Annotated in this window: 24 protein-coding genes, 3 tRNA genes and 1 pseudogene; 22 read left to right on the plus strand and 6 right to left on the minus strand. The window is 48.4% G+C overall.

The features are described from left to right. From EA14781_RS22355 to sdiA, 8 genes and pseudogenes are all read left to right on the plus strand, one after another. The coding region (locus EA14781_RS22355) for a flagellin (RefSeq protein ID WP_052514813.1) at positions 1 to 954 on the plus strand (954 nt) is incomplete at its 5' end. A 338-nt stretch (positions 955 to 1292) separates the two neighbouring features. Next, positions 1293 to 2013: pseudogene (gene fliA, locus EA14781_RS14335) on the plus strand (RNA polymerase sigma factor FliA). 45 nt (positions 2014 to 2058) lie between these two features. Then, a complete protein-coding gene (gene fliZ, locus EA14781_RS14340; RefSeq protein WP_000989657.1) occupies positions 2059 to 2610 on the plus strand; it encodes a flagella biosynthesis regulatory protein FliZ in 552 nt (183 codons plus the stop codon). An 87-nt stretch (positions 2611 to 2697) separates the two neighbouring features. Continuing rightward, complete coding sequence (tcyJ, locus tag EA14781_RS14345) at positions 2698 to 3498, plus strand: cystine ABC transporter substrate-binding protein (protein ID WP_002462334.1); 801 nt, start codon at positions 2698 to 2700, stop codon at positions 3496 to 3498. A gap of 103 nt (positions 3499 to 3601) precedes the next feature. Beyond that, entirely contained in the window at positions 3602 to 4588 is a 987-nt protein-coding gene (gene dcyD / locus EA14781_RS14350; protein WP_001128203.1) for a D-cysteine desulfhydrase, read from the plus strand. A gap of 14 nt (positions 4589 to 4602) precedes the next feature. Continuing rightward, positions 4603 to 5271 (plus strand): cystine ABC transporter permease, encoded by a 669-nt coding sequence (gene tcyL, locus EA14781_RS14355; RefSeq protein WP_001158230.1) that lies wholly within the window; start codon positions 4603 to 4605, stop codon positions 5269 to 5271. Beyond that, positions 5268 to 6020, plus strand: a complete 753-nt coding sequence (tcyN, locus tag EA14781_RS14360; protein WP_001273018.1) for an L-cystine ABC transporter ATP-binding protein TcyN — start codon at positions 5268 to 5270, stop codon at positions 6018 to 6020. The genes tcyL and tcyN overlap by 4 nt, the downstream gene beginning before the upstream one ends. Before the next feature lie 230 nt (positions 6021 to 6250). After that, complete coding sequence (sdiA, locus tag EA14781_RS14365) at positions 6251 to 6973, plus strand: quorum-sensing transcriptional regulator SdiA (protein WP_001154290.1); 723 nt, start codon at positions 6251 to 6253, stop codon at positions 6971 to 6973. Positions 6974 to 7039: 66 nt separating this feature from the next. On the opposite strand, the gene yecF is transcribed toward sdiA, so the two are convergent. Next, positions 7040 to 7264, minus strand: a complete 225-nt coding sequence (gene yecF / locus EA14781_RS14370; protein WP_000106474.1) for a DUF2594 family protein YecF — start codon at positions 7262 to 7264, stop codon at positions 7040 to 7042. Next, complete coding sequence (locus EA14781_RS24900) at positions 7251 to 7427, minus strand: hypothetical protein (protein ID WP_000569966.1); 177 nt, start codon at positions 7425 to 7427, stop codon at positions 7251 to 7253. The genes yecF and EA14781_RS24900 overlap by 14 nt, the downstream gene beginning before the upstream one ends. A 295-nt stretch (positions 7428 to 7722) precedes the next feature. Here EA14781_RS24900 and uvrY point away from each other — a divergent pair, with 295 nt between their 5' ends. From uvrY to yecA, 7 genes are all read left to right on the plus strand, one after another. Continuing rightward, the gene (gene uvrY / locus EA14781_RS14380; protein WP_000611331.1) at positions 7723 to 8379 is read left to right on the plus strand and encodes a UvrY/SirA/GacA family response regulator transcription factor; all 657 of its coding nucleotides are present in this window, start codon (positions 7723 to 7725) and stop codon (positions 8377 to 8379) included. Further along, entirely contained in the window at positions 8376 to 10208 is a 1833-nt protein-coding gene (gene uvrC, locus EA14781_RS14385) for an excinuclease ABC subunit UvrC (RefSeq protein ID WP_000116017.1), read from the plus strand. The genes uvrY and uvrC overlap by 4 nt, the downstream gene beginning before the upstream one ends. 56 nt (positions 10209 to 10264) lie before the next feature. Next, positions 10265 to 10813 carry a CDP-diacylglycerol--glycerol-3-phosphate 3-phosphatidyltransferase gene (gene pgsA, locus EA14781_RS14390; RefSeq protein ID WP_001160187.1) on the plus strand — a complete coding sequence of 183 codons (549 nt, stop codon included), beginning with the start codon at positions 10265 to 10267 and terminating at the stop codon, positions 10811 to 10813. 151 nt (positions 10814 to 10964) lie between these two features. Then, positions 10965 to 11040: transfer RNA gene (locus EA14781_RS14395), tRNA-Gly, on the plus strand. 53 nt (positions 11041 to 11093) lie between these two features. After that, positions 11094 to 11167, plus strand: a tRNA-Cys gene (locus EA14781_RS14400). An 11-nt stretch (positions 11168 to 11178) separates the two neighbouring features. Beyond that, positions 11179 to 11265, plus strand: a tRNA-Leu gene (locus EA14781_RS14405). 195 nt (positions 11266 to 11460) lie between these two features. Next, positions 11461 to 12126 (plus strand): UPF0149 family protein YecA, encoded by a 666-nt coding sequence (gene yecA, locus EA14781_RS14410; RefSeq protein ID WP_000847890.1) that lies wholly within the window; start codon positions 11461 to 11463, stop codon positions 12124 to 12126. Between the two features lie 109 nt (positions 12127 to 12235). Here the strand turns inward: yecA and tyrP are convergent, their stop codons facing one another. Beyond that, a complete protein-coding gene (gene tyrP, locus EA14781_RS14415; RefSeq protein ID WP_000797586.1) occupies positions 12236 to 13447 on the minus strand; it encodes a tyrosine transporter TyrP in 1212 nt (403 codons plus the stop codon). Between the two features lie 190 nt (positions 13448 to 13637). On the opposite strand from tyrP, the gene EA14781_RS14420 reads away from it, so the two are divergent. Beyond that, a complete protein-coding gene (locus EA14781_RS14420) occupies positions 13638 to 13877 on the plus strand; it encodes a YecH family metal-binding protein (protein WP_000443799.1) in 240 nt (79 codons plus the stop codon). Between the two features lie 37 nt (positions 13878 to 13914). On the opposite strand, the gene ftnA is transcribed toward EA14781_RS14420, so the two are convergent. After that, entirely contained in the window at positions 13915 to 14412 is a 498-nt protein-coding gene (ftnA, locus tag EA14781_RS14425; RefSeq protein WP_000917208.1) for a non-heme ferritin, read from the minus strand. 180 nt (positions 14413 to 14592) lie between these two features. Beyond that, positions 14593 to 14916, minus strand: a complete 324-nt coding sequence (locus EA14781_RS14430; protein WP_000838530.1) for a YecR-like family lipoprotein — start codon at positions 14914 to 14916, stop codon at positions 14593 to 14595. Between the two features lie 255 nt (positions 14917 to 15171). Between EA14781_RS14430 and azuC the strand changes: the two genes are divergently transcribed. Then, positions 15172 to 15258 (plus strand): stress response protein AzuC, encoded by an 87-nt coding sequence (azuC, locus tag EA14781_RS24350; protein WP_072179045.1) that lies wholly within the window; start codon positions 15172 to 15174, stop codon positions 15256 to 15258. 115 nt (positions 15259 to 15373) lie between these two features. Continuing rightward, positions 15374 to 15625 carry a DUF2766 family protein YecJ gene (gene yecJ, locus EA14781_RS14440; protein ID WP_001136128.1) on the plus strand — a complete coding sequence of 84 codons (252 nt, stop codon included), beginning with the start codon at positions 15374 to 15376 and terminating at the stop codon, positions 15623 to 15625. Between the two features lie 82 nt (positions 15626 to 15707). On the opposite strand, the gene EA14781_RS14445 is transcribed toward yecJ, so the two are convergent. Beyond that, positions 15708 to 16211: a non-heme ferritin-like protein gene (locus EA14781_RS14445; RefSeq protein WP_000179473.1), complete on the minus strand. Its 504-nt coding sequence runs from the start codon at positions 16209 to 16211 to the stop codon at positions 15708 to 15710. A gap of 800 nt (positions 16212 to 17011) precedes the next feature. Between EA14781_RS14445 and araF the strand changes: the two genes are divergently transcribed. The 4 genes from araF to otsB form a co-directional block, all read left to right on the plus strand. Then, a complete protein-coding gene (gene araF / locus EA14781_RS14450) occupies positions 17012 to 18001 on the plus strand; it encodes an arabinose ABC transporter substrate-binding protein AraF (protein ID WP_000548665.1) in 990 nt (329 codons plus the stop codon). A 69-nt stretch (positions 18002 to 18070) separates the two neighbouring features. Beyond that, positions 18071 to 19585, plus strand: coding sequence for an arabinose ABC transporter ATP-binding protein AraG (gene araG, locus EA14781_RS14455; protein ID WP_001187779.1), 1515 nt, complete (start codon positions 18071 to 18073; stop codon positions 19583 to 19585). Between the two features lie 14 nt (positions 19586 to 19599). Next, complete coding sequence (gene araH / locus EA14781_RS14460) at positions 19600 to 20586, plus strand: arabinose ABC transporter permease AraH (RefSeq protein WP_002462328.1); 987 nt, start codon at positions 19600 to 19602, stop codon at positions 20584 to 20586. Between the two features lie 163 nt (positions 20587 to 20749). After that, on the plus strand, positions 20750 to 21489 hold a 740-nt coding region (gene otsB, locus EA14781_RS14465), incomplete at its 3' end, for a trehalose-phosphatase (RefSeq protein WP_042335823.1).

The raw sequence follows: 21489 nt of genomic DNA on the forward strand, positions 1-21489 counted from the left end.
CACCGTGTCTCTGGTCAGACTCAGTTCAACGGCGTGAACGTGCTGGCTAAAGATGGTTCGATGAAAATTCAGGTTGGCGCGAATGATGGGCAGACTGTTTCCATTGATCTACAAAAGATTGACTCTTCTGCTTTGGGACTGAAAGGGTTCTCGGTATCGGGTAATGCGCTGAAAGTTAGTGATTCTATTACCAGTGTTCCAGGTGCTGCGGCAGGTGATGCTCCGATTGCCGTTAAATTTGGTGTCGATGATGCTGCGGCGGCGACAATCGCTAAAACATTGGGCGTAAGTGATACCTCTGATCTTTCATTACACAACGTACAGAAAGCTGATGGTACCGCAACTGGAACTTACGTTGTCCAATCTGGTAACGATTACTACTCTGCTTCTGTAGATAAAGCGACTGGTGTCGTAACGCTTAACACGACTGATGTAAAATATACCGATCCAGTTAACGGCATTGTGACCGGCAGCCCTGCGACGCAATCAGCTCAGGCCATTAAAGTTACAACTAATAGTTCTGGTGCTGCGGTAGGCTATGTCACAGTTCAAGGTAAAAACTATCTTGCTGGTACAAATGGTACCGGTACAGATGCGATTGTTAACGGTGGGACTAATGCTACGACGTCTGTAGCTACCACTTTGCAACTGAGCGATGATGCGGCTGCTACTCTGCCAACGACTGCAACCAAAGAGTTTACTGGCACAGCAACTAATGATCCTCTGGCTCTGCTGGACAAAGCTATCGCATCCGTCGATAAATTCCGTTCTTCCCTGGGGGCTGTCCAGAACCGTCTGGATTCTGCGGTCACCAACCTGAACAACACCACCACCAACTTGTCTGAAGCGCAGTCCCGTATTCAGGACGCCGACTATGCGACCGAAGTGTCCAACATGTCGAAAGCGCAGATCATCCAGCAGGCGGGGAACTCTGTGCTGTCCAAAGCTAACTAGGTGCCGCAGCAGGTTCTGTCTCTGCTACAGGGCTAATCGCCTTAATCTGACTCACTGAGATTGACGACAGACGCCAAATTGCCTGATGCGCTACGCTTATCAGGCCTACAATGTGAATTGCAATTTATTGAATTTGCAAATTTTGTAGGCCGGATAAGGCGTTTACGCCGCATCCGGCAACATGCGGTGTAACTTGTCAGCAACCTGATCCCCGTTGCAGCGGGGATTTACCGGTAACCTCCAAATAACCCCTTATTTCACTCACTAATCGTCCGATTAAAAATCCTGCAGAAACGGATAATCATGCCGATAACTCATATAACGCAGGGCTGTTTATCGTGAATTCACTCTATACCGCTGAAGGTGTAATGGATAAACACTCGCTGTGGCAGCGTTATGTCCCGCTGGTGCGTCACGAAGCATTGCGCCTGCAGGTTCGATTGCCCGCGAGCGTGGAACTTGACGATCTGCTACAGGCTGGCGGCATTGGGTTACTTAATGCCGTTGAACGCTATGACGCCCTACAAGGAACGGCATTTACAACTTACGCAGTGCAGCGTATCCGTGGCGCTATGCTGGATGAACTTCGCAGTCGTGACTGGGTGCCGCGCAGCGTGCGGCGCAACGCGCGTGAAGTGGCACAGGCGATAGGGCAACTGGAGCAGGAACTTGGCCGCAATGCCATAGAAACTGAGGTAGCGGAACGTTTAGGGATCGACATCGCCGGCTATCGCCAAATGTTGCTCGACACTAATAACAGCCAGCTCTTCTCCTATGACGAGTGGCGCGAAGAGCACGGCGACAGCATTGAACTGGTGACTGACGATCATCAGCGGGAAAATCCGCTACAACAGTTACTGGACAATAATCTGCGTCAGCGGGTGATGGCTGCCATTGAAATGTTGCCGGAACGCGAACAACGGGTATTAACCCTCTATTACCAGGAAGAGCTGAATCTCAAAGAGATTGGCGCAATGCTGGAAGTCGGTGAATCGCGAGTCAGTCAGTTACATAGCCAGGCGATTAAAACGGTTACGCACTAAACTGGGTAAGTTATAACGCATGTAAATGCCGCACTTTAATTTTGAATAGCAGGAGTTCTTAATGATGGTGCAGCACCTGAAAAGACGGCCATTAAGCCGCTATCTTAAAGATTTTAAACACAGCCAGACTCATTGCGCGCATTGCCGTAAATTACTCGATCGCATTACCCTGGTTCGCGACGGTAAATTAGTGAATAAAATCGAGATCTCACGCCTCGACATATTATTAGATGAAAATAGCTGGCAGGTGGAACAAAAATCATGGGTGGCATTGTGCCGTTTTTGCGGCGATTTACATTGCAAATCGCAAAGTGATTTTTTCGATATTATCAGCTTTAAGCAGTTTCTCCTTGAACATACCGAAATGAGCCCCGGTACTGTGCGTGAATATGTCGTCCGTCTGCGCCGTCTGGGACATCATTTACGTCAACAAAATATTTCCCACGATCTGCTGCAGGAAGGCTTTCTTGATGAAACCTTTGCCCCGTGGCTGCCTGCCACCAGCACCAACAATTACCGCATTGCGTTACGTAAGTATCAGCATTACCAGCGTCAAACGAGCGCTGGCCTTGCGCAGAAATCCGCCAGTCTGTCGGTATCTGATATATATTAAATAAGAATAAGATGTAACGGAGTTGTTTTTGTGTTTACAAACAATGGCCCTACACTGCAAACAGACATAACAACATTCGGGGTGAATATGAAATTAGCACATCTTGGACGTCAGGCGTTGATGGGTGTCATGGCCGTGGCGCTGGTCGCGGGCATGAGCGTCAAGAGTTTTGCCGATGAGGGCTTGCTCAATAAAGTGAAAGAGCGCGGCACGCTGCTGGTGGGCCTGGAAGGCACTTATCCGCCATTCAGCTTTCAGGGAGATGACGGTAAATTAACCGGCTTTGAAGTGGAGTTTGCTCAACAACTGGCAAAACATCTTGGCGTAGAAGCTGCATTAAAACCGACCAAATGGGACGGCATGTTAGCGTCGCTGGATTCTAAGCGTATTGATGTGGTGATTAATCAGGTCACCATCTCTGACGAGCGCAAGAAAAAATACGATTTCTCTACCCCATACACCATTTCCGGCATTCAGACGCTGGTGAAGAAAGGTTATGAAGGTACCATTAAAACGGCTGACGACCTGAAAGGAAAAAAAGTCGGTGTCGGTCTGGGAACCAACTATGAAGAGTGGTTGCGTCAGAATGTTCAGGGCGTCGATGTGCGTACCTATGATGATGACCCAACCAAATATCAGGATCTTCGCGTGGGACGTATTGATGCGATTCTGGTTGACCGTCTGGCGGCGCTGGATCTGGTGAAAAAAACCAACGATATGTTGGCAGTAACCGGTGAAGCGTTCTCCCGTCAGGAATCTGGCGTGGCACTGCGTAAAGGAAACGAAGATCTGCTGAAAGCGGTTAACGGCGCTATTGCGGAAATGCAAAAAGACGGCACCTTACAAGCCCTTTCCGAAAAATGGTTTGGTGCTGATGTGACCAAATAATCAGCGTGATGACAAAAAGGGCGCTTTCATTAGCGCCTTTTTTATTTAAGCGTTTTCAGCGTGCATAATAACAATATCACAACAACACACATCGGAGGTTTTTATGCCACTACATAATTTAACGCGTTTCCCACGGCTGGAATTTATCGGCGCGCCAACACCACTCGAATATCTGCCGCGTTTTTCTGATTATCTCGGACGAGAAATTTTTATTAAACGGGATGACGTTACTCCTATGGCAATGGGCGGCAATAAATTACGTAAACTGGAATTTCTCGCGGCTGATGCTCTGCGCGAAGGTGCCGACACTCTGATTACCGCAGGGGCGATTCAGTCTAACCACGTGCGCCAGACAGCCGCCGTAGCTGCAAAACTGGGTCTGCACTGCGTAGCGCTGCTGGAAAATCCTATTGGTACTACCGCAGAAAACTATTTAAGCAATGGTAACCGTTTGTTGCTGGATCTGTTCAATACCCAGATTGAAATGTGCGATGCATTGAGCGATCCCAACGCCCAACTGGAAGAGCTGGCGACGCGAGTCGAAGCACAAGGTTTTCGCCCGTATGTCATTCCGGTTGGCGGTTCTAATGCTTTAGGTGCGCTGGGGTATGTGGAGAGTGCGCTGGAAATCGCGCAACAGTGTGAAGGGGCGGTTAATATTTCGTCGGTGGTGGTAGCATCGGGCAGTGCCGGAACACACGCCGGACTGGCGGTTGGACTGGAACAATTGCTGCCAGATACTGAACTGATTGGCGTGACCGTGTCGCGTTCCGTTGCTGAACAGTTGCCGAAAGTGGTTAATCTACAACAGGCTATTGCCAAAGAGCTGGAGCTGACTGCTGCAGCGGACATTTTACTCTGGGATGATTATTTTGCGCCTGGCTATGGTGTGCCAAATGATGAGGGCATGGAAGCGGTGAAACTGCTGGCGCGCCTGGAAGGTATTCTGCTTGATCCTGTGTATACCGGAAAAGCGATGGCGGGGCTGATTGATGGTATCAGTCAGAAACGCTTCAAAGATGAAGGTCCGATTCTGTTTATTCATACCGGCGGCGCGCCTGCGCTGTTTGCCTATCATCCCCACGTCTAGCCCCGGAAATGCTTATGCAAGAAAGTATACAACTGGTTATTGATTCCTTGCCGTTCCTGCTGAAAGGGGCAGGGTATACGCTGCAACTCAGTATCGGCGGCATGTTTTTTGGCTTACTGTTGGGATTTATTCTCGCGCTGATGCGTCTGTCGCCTGTCTGGCCTGTGCGCTGGCTGGCGCGTTTTTATATCTCTATCTTTCGCGGTACGCCGCTCATCGCGCAGCTGTTTATGATCTATTACGGTCTGCCGCAGTTTGGCATTGAGCTGGACCCGATCCCGTCAGCGATGATTGGCCTGTCACTGAATACCGCTGCTTATGCTGCTGAAACGCTGCGTGCGGCTATTTCTTCTATTGATAAAGGTCAATGGGAAGCTGCCGCCAGTATCGGGATGACGCCGTGGCAAACCATGCGGCGGGCGATTTTACCGCAGGCGGCGCGGGTAGCGCTGCCGCCGCTGTCGAACAGCTTTATCAGCCTGGTGAAAGATACTTCGCTGGCGGCGACGATTCAGGTGCCGGAACTGTTCCGTCAGGCGCAGTTGATTACTTCGCGCACGCTGGAAGTTTTCACAATGTATCTCGCGGCTTCGCTCATTTACTGGATTATGGCGACAGTGTTATCGACGCTGCAGAACCATTTTGAGAATCAACTTAATCGCCAGGAGAGAGAGCCAAAATGAGCGCCATTGAAGTTAAAAATCTGGTGAAGAAATTCCACGGTCAGACGGTATTGCATGGTATCGATCTGGAGGTCAAAACTGGCGAAGTCGTGGCGATTATCGGCCCGAGCGGCTCCGGTAAAACCACGTTGTTACGCAGCATAAATCTGCTGGAACAACCGGAGGCTGGGACGATTAAAGTGGGTGATATCATGATTGATACTGCGCGTTCATTAGGTCAGCAAAAATTGCTGATTCGACAGTTGCGTCAGCATGTTGGTTTTGTCTTCCAGAACTTTAATTTGTTTCCGCATCGCACGGTGCTGGAAAATATTATTGAAGGGCCGGTGATCGTCAAAGGCGAACCAAAAGAAGAAGCCACGACACGCGCACGTGAACTGCTGGCGAAAGTCGGACTGGCGGGCAAAGAAACCCGCTATCCACGTCGTTTGTCCGGCGGCCAACAGCAACGCGTGGCGATTGCGCGTGCGCTGGCAATGCGTCCTGAAGTTATTTTATTTGATGAGCCAACGTCGGCGCTGGACCCGGAACTGGTAGGGGAGGTTCTGAATACCATTCGGCAACTGGCGCAGGAGAGACGTACTATGGTGATTGTGACGCACGAAATGAGCTTTGCCCGAGACGTTGCCGATCGCGCAATCTTTATGGATCAAGGGAGAATAGTGGAGCAAGGATCAGCAAAAGCATTATTTGCTAATCCACAGCAGCCCCGTACTCGCCAGTTTCTCGAGAAATTTCTGCTGAAATAATAAGAAAAACTCAGCCCCGGCAGATGTTTTGTCGGGGGGGGAATGTGATTCCGTATCGCCATAAATTGGTTAACAAAACAGCATAACTCATTAATAACATAAGAGAATGTTATGTCTTGCAAAAGTAATTCATTGTCTGAATAATATTGATTATATATAAATCTTATTTATGTGATAGTTTGAGATATCAATATAAATGGTACTCACTTTCAGGGGCATTGCGGTTTACTATGCAGGATACGGATTTTTTCAGCTGGCGTCGCACGATGCTATTGCGTTTTCAGAGGATGGAGGTTGCGGAAGAGGTTTACCATGAAATAGAGCATCAGGCTCACCAACTCGAGTATGATTTCTATTCATTATGTGTGCGTCATCCGGTGCCATTTACGCGACCGAAAGTGGCTTTCTACACTAATTATCCCGAGGCGTGGGTTCGTTATTATCAGGAGAAAAACTTTCTTGCTATCGATCCGGCTCTTAACCCTGAAAACTTCCGTCAGGGGCATTTACTGTGGAATGACGACTTATATCGCGAAGCACAACCGTTGTGGGAAGCTGCCCGTGCGCATGGTTTACGTCGCGGCGTCACGCACTATTTTATGTTGCCGAATCGGGCGTTGGGTTTTTTGTCTTTCTCCCGTAGCAGTACGCGTGAAATTCCTGTTCCTGGTGATGAACTGCAATTAAAAATGCAGTTGCTGGTGCGTGAAAGTCTGATGGCGTTGATGCGTTTAAATGATGAAATGGTGATGACGCCGGAAATGCATTTCAGCAAGCGGGAAAAGGAAATTTTGAAATGGACTGCCGAAGGAAAGACATCGGCAGAGATTGCGATGATCCTGTCAATCTCCGAGAATACAGTCAATTTTCATCAGAAAAATATGCAGAAAAAAATCAATGCGCCAAATAAAACGCAGGTTGCCTGTTATGCTGCCGCAACTGGCTTAATATGACCTCTTTTACATTTTGTGTATCAGATGTAAAACCGGCTGAAAGGCGTGCCTTCAGCCGGTTTTATATTACTGACGGTAAGCTTGTTTAATTTGCTTAACCGTTTTGGAAAATACCGCAGCCTGGGTTTCGTCTTCGATCAGCGCAAGCTGTTTTTCCATCTTTAACATCACGCGGCCCGCGTCAGCTTGTCCCATCGCCTGCAGCATCAGCGTCAGCATCGCTTTCAGGCAGGAGACTTCGTTTGCCAGTTCTTGATTATTCTCGGCAGTAGAAAAATCAGGCGTACTCATTTATTTTCCTCGTCATATTGCAATGAAAATTTGCAGTGAAAAATGTTAAGGCGGCGGAGTATACCATAAGCTCTGTTAAAAATAGCAGTGGTTGTTTTTTGTGCGCCTTGTTGTCAATGATATTAAACTGGCTAATATAATGGCCAATTAATATTTCTATCATGAATGTTTTTGGTCCGTATTGTTTGAGTTAATTAATGTTACACATTCATGCTGCTGATTTTCATTTTTGCTGAATAAAGTCAATTTTTGTCACATTTCGTCGTTGGTTTTACCATAGAATGAACCAACAAATCTTTGGTGACGGGCGTGATCATAACTGTGGACAATCGAATTTACGAAAACGAGAGAAAAATCGAATACCCACCATTTTTAACGTTTCAAAGTTGCAATAAAACCCGCTAATATACGAATGACTAACTATCAGTAGCGTTATCCCTATTTCTGGAGATATTCCTTTGATCAACGTTCTACTTGTTGATGACCACGAACTGGTGCGCGCAGGGATACGACGCATTCTGGAAGATATAAAGGGTATTAAAGTCGTCGGTGAGGCATCCTGCGGTGAAGACGCCGTTAAGTGGTGCCGGGCAAACACCGTTGACGTGGTGCTAATGGACATGAGTATGCCAGGCATTGGTGGACTTGAGGCGACGCGTAAAATCGCGCGCTCGACCGCGGATGTCAAAATCATCATGCTTACGGTCCATACTGAAAACCCTTTACCTGCGAAAGTTATGCAGGCCGGCGCCGCAGGCTACCTCAGCAAAGGCGCGGCACCGCAGGAAGTCGTAAGCGCGATTCGCTCTGTTTATTCAGGGCAACGGTATATTGCTTCCGATATCGCCCAACAAATGGCATTAAGCCAGATCGAACCAGAGAAGACGGAAAGCCCATTTGCCAGTTTGTCTGAACGTGAATTGCAGATTATGCTGATGATTACTAAAGGTCAGAAGGTCAATGAGATCTCAGAACAACTAAATCTCAGCCCGAAAACGGTGAACAGCTATCGCTACCGTATGTTCAGTAAATTAAACATTCATGGCGATGTCGAGCTGACTCACCTGGCAATTCGCCATGGTCTGTGTAATGCGGAGACATTAACAAGTCAGTGAGTGTTCAGTTTGACGCAAAAGCGTTTTTAAAAACCGTAACCAGCCAGCCGGGCGTTTATCGCATGTATGATGCTGGTGGTACGGTTATCTATGTCGGCAAAGCGAAAGACCTGAAAAAACGGCTTTCCAGCTATTTCCGAAGCAATCTCGCTTCGCGCAAAACCGAAGCGTTGGTGGCGCAGATCCAGCAAATTGACGTAACGGTTACTCACACCGAAACAGAAGCGTTATTGCTGGAACATAACTACATCAAACTTTATCAACCGCGTTACAACGTTCTGTTGCGCGATGATAAGTCTTATCCCTTTATCTTTCTGAGTGGCGATACTCATCCGCGCCTGGCTATGCATCGCGGTGCGAAGCATGCTAAAGGTGAATATTTCGGCCCGTTTCCGAATGGTTATGCCGTACGTGAAACGCTGGCGCTGCTACAAAAGATTTTTCCTATTCGCCAGTGCGAAAATAGCGTCTATCGCAACCGCTCGCGCCCGTGCCTGCAATATCAGATCGGGCGCTGCCTGGGGCCGTGCGTCGAAGGGCTGGTAGGTGAAGATGAGTACGCTCAACAAGTTGAATATGTGCGCCTGTTTTTATCGGGTAAGGACGATCAGGTCATTACCCAATTGATTTCTCGCATGGAAAAGGCCAGTCAGAATCTGGAGTTTGAAGAGGCCGCACGCATTCGTGACCAGATTCAGGCAGTACGTCGCGTTACCGAGAAACAGTTCGTCTCTAATACTGGCGATGATCTTGACGTGATTGGCGTGGCGTTTGAGGCAGGAATGGCATGTGTTCATGTACTGTTTATTCGTCAGGGCAAAGTGCTCGGTAGCCGTAGCTATTTTCCGAAAGTACCCGGCGGGACGGAACTGGGGGAAGTGGTGGAAACTTTTGTCGGCCAGTTCTATTTACAGGGCAGTCAGATGCGCACCTTGCCAGGAGAGATCCTGCTTGATTTTCATCTCAGCGATAAAACGTTGCTCGCCGATTCCCTTTCAGAACTGGCAGGACGCAGAATTAACGTCCAGACTAAACCGCGCGGCGATCGGGCGCGTTACCTTAAGTTGGCGCGTACCAATGCGGCGACCGCATTGACCAGCAAACTTTCGCAGCAATCTACCGTTCACCAGCGACTAACCGCACTTGCCAGCGTGTTGAAATTGCCCGCCGTGAAGCGGATGGAGTGTTTTGACATTAGCCATACTATGGGCGAACAAACCGTCGCGTCGTGTGTGGTGTTCGATGCCAATGGCCCACTGCGTGCTGAGTATCGGCGTTATAACATTACCGGCATTACGCCGGGCGATGATTATGCGGCGATGAATCAGGTGCTACGTCGGCGTTATGGTAAAGCTATTGACGACAGTAAGATCCCGGACGTGATCCTTATCGACGGCGGTAAAGGTCAGTTGGCGCAGGCGAAAAACGTTTTTGCCGAACTGGATGTATCATGGGATAAAAAACATCCTCTGTTACTTGGTGTTGCCAAAGGGGCCGATCGTAAGGCCGGGTTGGAAACGCTGTTCTTCGAACCGGAAGGTGAGGGATTTAGTCTGCCGCCAGATTCGCCGGCGCTGCATGTTATCCAGCATATACGCGATGAATCGCACGATCATGCAATTGGCGGACACCGCAAAAAACGGGCGAAGGTCAAAAATACCAGCACTCTGGAAACCATTGAAGGCGTCGGTCCAAAACGTCGGCAAATGTTGTTGAAATATATGGGCGGTTTGCAAGGTTTACGTAACGCCAGCGTCGAAGAAATTGCAAAAGTGCCGGGTATTTCGCAAGCTCTGGCAGAAAAGATCTTCTGGTCGTTGAAACATTGATGTCTCTGTAGCAACATAGGGGTAATCTTACTGACAACAGATAGTTACCCGTCATTATGCAATTTAATATCCCTACGTTGCTCACACTGTTCCGTGTCATCCTTATCCCATTCTTTGTATTGGTCTTTTATCTGCCTGTCACCTGGTCGCCGTTTGCCGCCGCACTCATTTTTTGCGTCGCGGCGGTGACTGACTGGTTTGATGGTTTTCTGGCCCGGCGCTGGAACCAGAGTACCCGTTTTGGCGCTTTTCTTGATCCGGTAGCGGATAAAGTGCTGGTCGCCATTGCGATGGTGTTGGTAACTGAGCATTACCATAGCTGGTGGGTGACTTTACCGGCGGCAACGATGATTGCCCGTGAAATTATCATTTCTGCACTGCGCGAGTGGATGGCGGAGCTGGGTAAACGCAGTAGCGTGGCTGTCTCCTGGATTGGTAAAGTGAAAACCACGGCGCAAATGGTGGCGTTGGCCTGGCTGTTGTGGCGTCCAAACATTTGGGTTGAGTACGCGGGGATTGCACTTTTCTTCGTGGCTGCAGTACTGACCCTATGGTCAATGTTGCAATATTTGAGCGCTGCACGAGCGGATTTGCTTGATCAGTGATCGTTTCGACGCAAATTTCAGCAAACGATCAAAAGTGGTGAAAAATATCGTTGACTCATCGCGCCAGGTAAGTAGAATGCAACGCATCGAACGGCGGCACTGATTGCCAGACGATAATAAAATCAAGTGATTAACTGATTGCTTGATGAATGCGGGAATAGCTCAGTTGGTAGAGCACGACCTTGCCAAGGTCGGGGTCGCGAGTTCGAGTCTCGTTTCCCGCTCCAGTTTAAAAGACATCGGCTCAGGCGGGTGTCTGGTTGAAAAGCCTGAATAATTCGGCGCGTTAACAAAGCGGTTATGTAGCGGATTGCAAATCCGTCTAGTCCGGTTCGACTCCGGAACGCGCCTCCAATTTTTCCCGAGCCCGGATGGTGGAATCGGTAGACACAAGGGATTTAAAATCCCTCGGCGTTCGCGCTGTGCGGGTTCAAGTCCCGCTCCGGGTACCATGGGAAAGATAAGAATAAAATCAAAGCAATAAGCAGTGTCGTGAAACCACCTTCGGGTGGTTTTTTTGTATCTGCGATTTGTCATTACACTCTCACCAAATTTTTATCACTGAGTTATCCATTCAAAAAGTATCTCTGGTCCAGGCCGACATGTAAGATAGGCGTTGGCGAGTTGAGATCCACAAGGAAAAGCGTATGAAAACGGGACCGTTAAACGAAAGTGAGTTGGAATGGCTGGATGATATTCTGACTAAATACAACACTGACCACGCGATTCTTGATGTGGCGGAACTGGACGGTTTATTGACGGCGGTGTTGAGTTCTCCGCAGGAGATTGAACCGGAACAATGGCTGGTTGCCGTGTGGGGTGGGGCGGACTATGTACCGCGCTGGGCGTCAGAGAAAGAGATGATGCGCTTTATGAACCTGGCTTTTCAGCATATGGCTGATACCGCAGAGCGCCTGAACGAATTCCCCGAACAGTTTGAGCCGCTATTTGGCCTGCGAGAAGTTGACGGTAGTGAACTGACGATTGTTGAGGAGTGGTGCTTTGGTTATATGCGTGGCGTGGCACTCTCTGATTGGTCTGCATTTCCAGATTCGTTAAAACCGGCACTAGAGGCCATTGCGCTGCACGGTACAGAAGAAAACTTCGAGCGGGTGGAGAAGCTATCGCCGGAAGCATTTGATGAGAGCGTGGATGCTATTCGACTGGCGGCGCTTGATTTACATGCCTACTGGATGGCGCATCCGCAGGAAAAGCCTGTCCAGCAACCAATTAAGGTAGAAGAGAAACCTGGCCGTAACGATCCTTGCCCATGCGGGAGTGGTAAGAAATTTAAGCAGTGCTGCCTGCACTAAGAGGAAATGTTGGGGACAGGAGTTAATTCTGGCCCCGACATGCTATTGACCTGATAAGTCTGTGGACAGAAGATTAGTCCTGCGTCCACAGACACATCAGGTAGAGTAATCATCCCACCTGGGGTAATAATCCAGCTGCAATCAAAAATTGCACAGTAATCACACCAATACCACAGAGAAACACCAACACCAGCGCCGGACGACCACCTTTCACGCGATAACCTGCCTGCGGATTATGCTTTCTGCTTTGCCAGGTAAGCAGGGAAGGGATAATCAACGCCAGAACAGCCAGCGCTACGCCTGCATATCCCAGCGCCATCACGAAGCCACGTGGGTAAAACAGTGCAAACGCCAGCGGTGGCAGAAAGGTAATCGCCCCCGTTTGCAGACGTCCGCCAATGCTGTTTGAGCGCTGAAACAGATCCGCCAGATAATCAAACAAACCTAACGCCACACCAAGGAAAGACGTTGCGAGGGCTAAGTCAGCAAATAAATGCACCGCTAACTCCACGTGCGGAGAAACAACAACTTCGCGTAATGCCTGCAACAGACCGTTTAAACCAGCATGATTAGCCAGTAACCCCATAAAGGTTGTCGAATCAATGCTGCCCAGCGTCGCCAGTTGCCAGAAAATGTACGCTATCAGAGGGATCGCACTACCGGTAATAAATACCCAGCGCAGTTTACGGATATTGCCGTCCATATAGCTGACGATGCTTGGCACGCTGCCGTGAAAACCAAACGACGTAAAAATGACCGGGATCGCGGATAGCGCCAGCCCCTGTTGCAGCGGTAGGGTTAACAAATTCACTTTATGAATATGCGGTAACAGTAATACCAGCATCACCACCAGAAAAATAATTTTGGCGCTGAACAGAAAACGATTAAATAAATCGACCAGCGATGTCCCCACACAAACCACACCACCGGCAACAAAAGTGAACAACAGCACGCCAGTGCTTGCAGTCATGGAAATGCCTGTCCAGTCGCTGATGCTGGAGGCCAACAATTCACCAGCGCCGCTGATGTACGCTGCCGTCAGGGCATACATTAGAAACATCATACTGAAGCCAGTCAGCCACTGCCCGTAACGCCCCAGATAGCGTTTTGCCAGCGTGCCTAACCCCGTGTCTGCGGGGACATGTTGATATACTTCCAGCAGTAATAGCGCGGTGTAACACATCAGAGCCCACAGCCCAATTAACAATGTCAACGTGACGCTAAAGCCGACGCCAGCCGCTGCCAACGGCATTGCCAGCATACCTGCGCCAATTGTGGTTCCTGCCACGATAAAAACACTTCCCAGAGTTCTGTTTTTCACGCTTTCTTCTGTCCTGACGATCTTTATGAGTGATATCTGTGGCGCAGGTTAAGGCATTCTGTATATTTCGTCAAATCAGCGTTACATATTGTGTAAATTAAACTGTACAGCAAAATGCATTCAGAACTGCGTTGGCGCAAAGCTTTGATGAGCGCCTGCCGTTACGCTATGCCTTTTTTGAGGAGGAACGATGGAATCCATTCACGGTCATGAAGTGTTAAATATGATGATTGAATCTGGCGAGCAATATACTCACGCCAGCCTGGAAGCGGCGATTAAAGCGCGTTTTGGTGAACAAGCGCGTTTTCATACCTGTTCGGCAGAAGGGATGACGGCGGGAGAGCTGGTGGCGTTTCTGGCGGCAAAAGGTAAATTTATTCCCAGTGGAGATGGATTCTCAACTGATCCAGGTAAGATTTGTCGTCACTGATATGAAACGGCGGCAGAGATTCTGCCGCCGGAGAGGATTAGTTTTGTGTGTCGAGGGTAGAGAGTTCTTTATCGATAAAATAAAGACCTTCGCCGCTCTTACCTGCCAGGCTTAATTTATCAATAATAGACTTGAACAATTTCTCTTCTTCATGCTGTTCAGAGACATACCACTGCAGGAAATTGAATGTCGGATAATCCTGATTGGTCATGGCTGCATGAGCCAGTTCGTTAATTTTCTGGGTAATTAACTGCTCGTGTTTGTAGGTTTCCTGGAATAATTCATCAAGTGAAGAATATTCCGCAAACGGGGATTCAACAGTATTTATACGCGGTAAGTTTCCGGTATCGGTCAGATAGTCAAACAGGCGCTGCATATGCGTCATTTCTTCCTGAGCATGGCGGCGCAGGAACGCAGCAGCGCCTTCGAAGGTGTGATAGCTGCACCAGGCGCTCATTTGCTGATAAAGCAGTGAAGAATACAGTTCCAGGTTCATCTGCTCATTAAGTTTTTCAATCATTTCTGGTTTCAGCATGATAGTCGTGCTCCATAAAGGTTATTTTTGTTGCTGTGCCGCCACTATAATTTGTTATTTTATTATTTGCAAAAGGTAAAATATAAGCGTCAATTATTAAAAATACGAATGGGAATAAAACGCATTAACACTATTTGTGCGTGAATTAATCAGCGAAATATCTCTCGCTGATTAAGTGTTTTATTGAAAGACAGAGAAGGCGGAATGCTGGCACCGATATGACAAAGTGAATTCAGTATTCAGACATAAAGAACCGGCAAAGACGCTACAGTTTCCCACTGGCTGACCAAAGGGGATGGCGTGAGTATATCCCTCTTGCTGACACGCGCGATCGGCGATTCCGTGATTCAGATAACGATCAGAGCGGGCATGTTGTAAAAATGCCTGATCATAAACCAGCCGGACAATGCCCGCTGCCGCATCAACATTGCCCACATGAGCCTGACGAGTAATGGTACATCCCGTCAGTGTTATTACTGAAAGAGTCAGAATCAGAGATTTCATGGTGCAGCCAGAAGAGTAAAAGAAAGACGCATTTTACGCGTTGCTGCGCAGCTGCAATGGACGGAAAAGACGCCAGGCAGGTGCTATTTCTTGTCATCATCAGACCTTTTGCTGCGTTTTTATGGTTATCATTTTTATAACATAAAAGGGGTATTTATGTGATTCGCATCACATTAAGGTTGATTTTTGTGATGGATGTCATATTATAAGCACGAGGACTATAACAGATATATAACAAATGGTCGGAGTGTCGCAATGAAACTGAGCAAGATCCTGAAAAGCATGTTTGATAACTATTGCAAGACGTTCAAAGACGTACCGCCAGGCAATATGTTCAGATAAACAAGAAACCTGCTCCGGCAGGTTTTTTTGTATCCTGATAGCGTGGGATGTGGCTATCACTGCGGAAGCGAAGCCGTTACTATAACGGTTTTGAAAATGCTATCAGGAGTTTACGATGCCCCAGCCGCTAAATGCCGATCAGGAACTGGTCTCTGATGTTGCCGCTTGCCAGTTGGTTATCAAACAAATTCTCGACGTACTCGATGTTATCGCGCCCGTAGAGATTCGCGAAAAAATGTCCAGCCAGTTAAAGAATATCGACTTTACCAACCATCCTGCCGCTGCTGATCCTGTCACCATGCGGGCTATTCAAAAAGCCATCGCGCTGATTGATCTGAAATTTACTCCACAAGGCGAATCCCATTAAAAAACCGCTGCTTCAGTGATATGAAGCAGCGGCCTTCAGAAATTTATTTTGTTCCGGCGCAATACATGAGCGCCGGTCATTATCAATGCAGTTGATGCGACACAACATTCAGTACATGCTGGTCGGTCTGTACAGGGCACATACCCGCCAGTTTAGCGCTACGGACTTCATCAAGAATAGTTTGCAACAACAGACCGTCGTACTGCTGTTCTTTTTCCAGATCGCGCAGGAAATCAACGGTAGACTCATCATTCAAGGCTTTTGCTTCAACGGCTAATTGTGACAGTGTGCTTGAACGCTGTTCATACTCTTCCATCGTTTTTTGGAATAACTCTTCCAAAGAGTTTAATTTCTCGCCAGGAACGTCAATGGCCTTCACGATGGGGGTTGCTCCAACACTTTTTATAAAATTAAACATGCGCATCATCTGAGTCACATTACTTTGTGCCTGGGCGCGAAGGAAAGTCGCGGTGCCGTTCAGACTTTGCTCAGAACACCAGTTGCTCAGGTGGAGGTAGAGATTGGATGCATAAAACTCGAGGTTCATTTGCGTGTTGAGTTTGAGAAGCATTCCAGCGGTTGCCATACCTAATATCCTTATATCCAGAAGTGGAGAGGTGCAAGATAAATCAAAACACCATAATTACTGTTTGCAGAATAATTCCTTTCTGCGGGTCCGAAATGTGATCGTGGAGTCAATTCTGACGATGATCTGAAATAAGCATAACGTCTGAATGCCAATAAGAAAATCCCTAAATCATCGGGTTTATATTTTTTTATATTTCATTGGTTAAATCAATTGAATAGCAATGATTTTTAATGTTGTGGTTTCTTTAACTCATTGATAATTCAGTATTGTTAAACATCATGATGATGTTTTGATATTTGACGATAAATTTATTGCAGTGTGACATAGTTCTCATTATATACAGGTTATTATTTTGGTTAGCACGGTGATAATAAACAGTAAAAATGATTTACGTTACGGGGAGATATGTCTGGCTAACATGAGTAATAGAACAGTTAATCACCTTCATAGCAAAAAATTAATGCTGGACGTTTTTCGTAAAAAACAGCCCATCAATATCGAACACAGTAGGCTACAAGGATTTCCTGGCTAATCTTATGGATTAATCTGCTAAGCGTCTTTTTGTTTGTCCGACAATTACCGCGCGTTGTATGTCTTTTCTCGCTGAATTTATGCACGTTCTGACTGTAATTCTGCGATGTGATGTTGCTCTCCTATGGAGAATTAATTTCCCGCTAAAACTATGCCAACACGGTCACTTATCTTTTGCTAAAAGGTAATGCTTTGTTTTCCGATTAAATTAACGAAAGTTGTTCGTTTTTGCCCTACACAAAATGACGCTAAAGCTGGAGATAACCATGCACAAATTTACTAAAGCTCTTGCCGCCATCGGTCTGGCTGCCGTTATGTCACAATCCGCTATGGCGGAAAATCTGAAGCTCGGTTTCCTGGTGAAGCAACCGGAAGAACCGTGGTTCCAGACCGAATGGAAGTTTGCCGATAAAGCCGGGAAAGATTTAGGTTTTGACGTGATTAAAATTGCCGTACCTGACGGAGAAAAAACACTGAATGCCATTGATAGCCTTGCTGCCAGCGGCGCGAAAGGTTTCGTCATTTGTACGCCGGACCCGAAATTGGGGGCTGCAATCGTGGCTAAAGCCCGTGGCTACGATATGAAAGTTATTGCTGTCGATGACCAGTTCGTCAACGCCAAAGGCAAGCCAATGGATACTGTTCCGCTGGTGATGATGGCGGCGACTAAGATTGGCGAACGCCAGGGCCAGGAATTGTATAAAGAGATGCAAAAACGCGGTTGGGACGCGAAAGAAAGTGCTGTGATGGCTATTACCGCCAACGAACTGGATACCGCTCGCCGTCGTACTACCGGTTCTATGGATGCGCTGAAAGCGGCTGGATTCCCGGAAAAACAAATTTATCAGGTCCCTACTAAATCTAACGATATCCCCGGGGCGTTTGACGCAGCCAACTCCATGCTGGTTCAGCATCCTGAAGTTAAACATTGGCTGATTGTTGGTATGAACGACAGTACCGTACTGGGCGGTGTACGCGCGACAGAAGGCCAGGGCTTTAAAGCGGCGGATATCATTGGTATCGGTATCAATGGCGTGGATGCGGTGAGTGAGCTGTCAAAAGCACAGGCAACCGGCTTCTATGGTTCACTGCTGCCAAGCCCGGATGTCCACGGTTATAAATCCAGCGAAATGCTTTACAACTGGGTGGCGAAAGATGTTGAACCGCCTAAATTCACTGAAGTTACTGACGTTGTGCTGATCACGCGTGACAACTTCAAAGAAGAACTGGAGAAAAAAGGGTTAGGCGGTAAGTAATCGTCGGTAAAAACACCCCTCTGCTGTGTGCAGAGGGGGTATGAACGACCAGTGATTCACGGAGACGTTATGCAACAGTCTACCCCGTATCTCTCATTTCGCGGCATCGGTAAAACCTTTCCGGGCGTTAAGGCGCTGACGGATATCAGTTTTGACTGCTATGCCGGTCAGGTTCATGCGTTGATGGGTGAAAATGGCGCCGGGAAATCAACGCTCTTAAAAATTCTGAGCGGTAATTACGCGCCAACCACGGGTTCTGTGGTGATTAATGGGCAGGAAATATCCTTTTCCGACACCACTGCGGCACTTAACGCGGGTGTGGCGATTATTTATCAGGAACTGCATCTCGTGCCGGAAATGACCGTCGCGGAGAATATCTATCTCGGCCAGCTTCCCCATAAAGGCGGTATTGTGAATCGCTCGCTGCTGAACTACGAAGCTGGATTACAACTTAAACATCTGGGAATGGATATTGACCCGGATACGCCGCTGAAATATCTCTCCATCGGTCAGTGGCAGATGGTTGAAATTGCTAAAGCCCTGGCGCGTAACGCCAAAATTATCGCCTTTGATGAGCCAACCAGTTCCCTGTCGGCGCGTGAAATCGACAACCTTTTTCGTGTCATTCGAGGACTGCGAAAAGAGGGGAGAATCATCCTGTATGTTTCTCACCGTATGGAAGAAATTTTTGCCCTCAGCGGTGCCATCACCGTCTTTAAAGACGGGCGTTATGTCAAAACCTTTACCGATATGCAGCAGGTTAACCACGACGCGCTGGTACAGGCGATGGTTGGTCGCGATATCGGCGATATCTATGGCTGGCAACCACGAGCTTATGGTGAAGAGCGTCTGCGACTGGATGCAGTAAAAGCGCCCGGCGTGCGTACGCCAGTTAGCCTGACGGTTCGTAGTGGAGAAATTGTCGGCCTGTTTGGTCTGGTAGGGGCAGGGCGTAGTGAATTAATGAAGGGGATGTTTGGCGGCACGCAAATTACTGCGGGGCAGGTTTATATCGATCGAAAAGCCATTAATATCCATAAACCGGGCCATGCCATTGCCGCTGGCATGATGCTCTGCCCGGAAGATCGCAAAGCAGAAGGCATTATTCCTGTGCACTCCGTTCGCGACAACATCAACATCAGCGCCCGGCGCAAACATGTACTCGGCGGTTGCCTTATCAATAACGGCTGGGAAGAGAGCAACGCTGATCAGCACATTCGCTCTCTGAACATCAAAACGCCGGGCGCTGAGCAGTTGATCATGAATCTCTCCGGGGGAAATCAGCAAAAAGCCATTCTGGGGCGCTGGTTATCGGAAGAGATGAAAGTCATTTTGCTCGATGAACCTACGCGCGGTATTGATGTTGGCGCCAAACATGAAATTTACAACGTGATTTATGCACTGGCGGCGCAGGGCGTGGCGGTGTTGTTTGCCTCCAGCGACTTGCCCGAAGTCCTCGGCGTAGCCGACCGGATTGTGGTTATGCGAGAAGGAGAGATTGCCGGTGAATTGCTACATGAGCAGGCAGATGAGCGCCAGGCCTTAAGCCTTGCAATGCCTAAAGTCAGCCAGGCCGTTGCCTGAGTAAGGAGAGTATGATGTCTTCTGTTTCTACATCGGGATCTGGCGCACCTAAGTCGTCATTCAGTATGGGGCGTATCTGGGATCAATACGGCATGCTGGTGGTCTTTGCGGTACTGTTTATTGCCTGTTCCATTTTTGTGCCTAACTTTGCCACCTTCATTAATATGAAAGGGCTGGGCCTGGCAATTTCTATGTCGGGGATGGTGGCGTGCGGCATGTTGTTCTGCCTCGCTTCTGGTGACTTTGACCTTTCGGTCGCTTCGGTTATTGCCTGCGCAGGCGTAACGACGGCGGTGGTTATCAACCTGACTGAAAGCTTGTGGATTGGCGTGGTGGCAGGTTTATTACTGGGTGTACTCTGCGGTCTGGTGAATGGGTTTGTTATCGCCAAACTAAAAATTAACGCCTTGATCACTACTCTGGCGACGATGCAGATTGTGCGCGGCCTGGCGTATATCATCTCTGATGGTAAAGCGGTTGGCATCGAGGATGAGAGTTTCTTTGCGCTCGGTTATGCCAACTGGTTCGGCTTACCTGCGCCAATCTGGCTTACCGTAGCTTGTCTGATAATCTTTGGTCTGCTGTTGAACAAAACTACTTTTGGTCGAAATACGCTGGCGATTGGCGGTAACGAAGAGGCTGCACGTCTGGCCGGGGTTCCGGTTGTCCGCACTAAAATCATTATCTTTGTTCTTTCTGGTCTGGTATCGGCAATCGCCGGGATTGTACTGGCTTCACGTATGACCAGCGGACAGCCAATGACTTCGATTGGCTATGAGCTGATTGTTATCTCGGCCTGCGTGTTAGGTGGCGTTTCTCTGAAAGGCGGCATCGGAAAAATCTCATATGTAGTAGCGGGGATTTTAATTTTGGGAACGGTGGAAAACGCCATGAACCTGCTTAACATTTCTCCGTTTGCTCAGTACGTGGTTCGTGGTTTAATCCTGCTGGCAGCGGTGATCTTCGACCGTTATAAACAAAAAGCGAAACGCACGGTCTGATGATTTTACCTGCAATAACGTAGTGTGATATTCCTCTACAGCCAACCGCGGCAACGGTTGGCTGTTCTTTTGCAAATGGCGAGCCCCGTTCCACTGTCTATACTTACATATCTGTAAAGCGCGTTCTGCGCAACACAAAAAGAAAGAGAAGGAGGAATCCCGGGTGACAGAGCCGTTAACCGCCCTCCCTGAACTCTCCGCAAAATATGCCTGGTTTTTTGATCTCGATGGCACGCTGGCGGAAATCAAACCGCATCCCGATCAGGTCGCCGTACCTGACAAAATTTTGCAAGGACTTCAGCGACTGGCAACCATAAGTCATGGTGCATTGGCATTGATATCAGGGCGCTCAATGGTCGAGCTTGATGCGCTGGTGAATCCTTATTGCTTCCCGTTAGCGGGTGTGCATGGGGCGGAGCGCCGTGACATCAATGGTAAAACGCATATCGTTCATCTGCCGAAGGCGATGGCCCGTGATATTTGTGTGCAGCTGCATATGGCTATCGCCCAATTTCCCGGTGCAGAGCTGGAAGAGAAAGGCATGGCGTTCGCACTACATTACCGTCAGGTACCGCAGTATGAAGATGCCTTACTGACGTTAGCGCGACACATTACGCAGACCTGGCCGCAAATGGTCTTACAGCAGGGAAAGTGTGTCGTCGAGATTAAGCCAGGAGGCACCAGTAAAGGGGGGGCTATTGTCGCGTTTATGCAGGAAACTCCCTTCATTGGTCGAAAACCTGTGTTTTTGGGCGATGATTTAACCGATGAGTCCGGTTTCGCGGTCGTTAACCGGCTGGGCGGAATATCAGTGAAAATTGGTACCGGCGCAACGCAGGCATCATGGCGGATGGCAGGGGTGTCGGACGTCTGGCGCTGGCTTGAAATGATAACCCATGCAGG

The organism is Escherichia albertii NBRC 107761 = DSM 17582, assembly GCF_000759775.1.
In the GTDB taxonomy this organism is placed as follows: domain Bacteria; phylum Pseudomonadota; class Gammaproteobacteria; order Enterobacterales; family Enterobacteriaceae; genus Escherichia; species Escherichia albertii.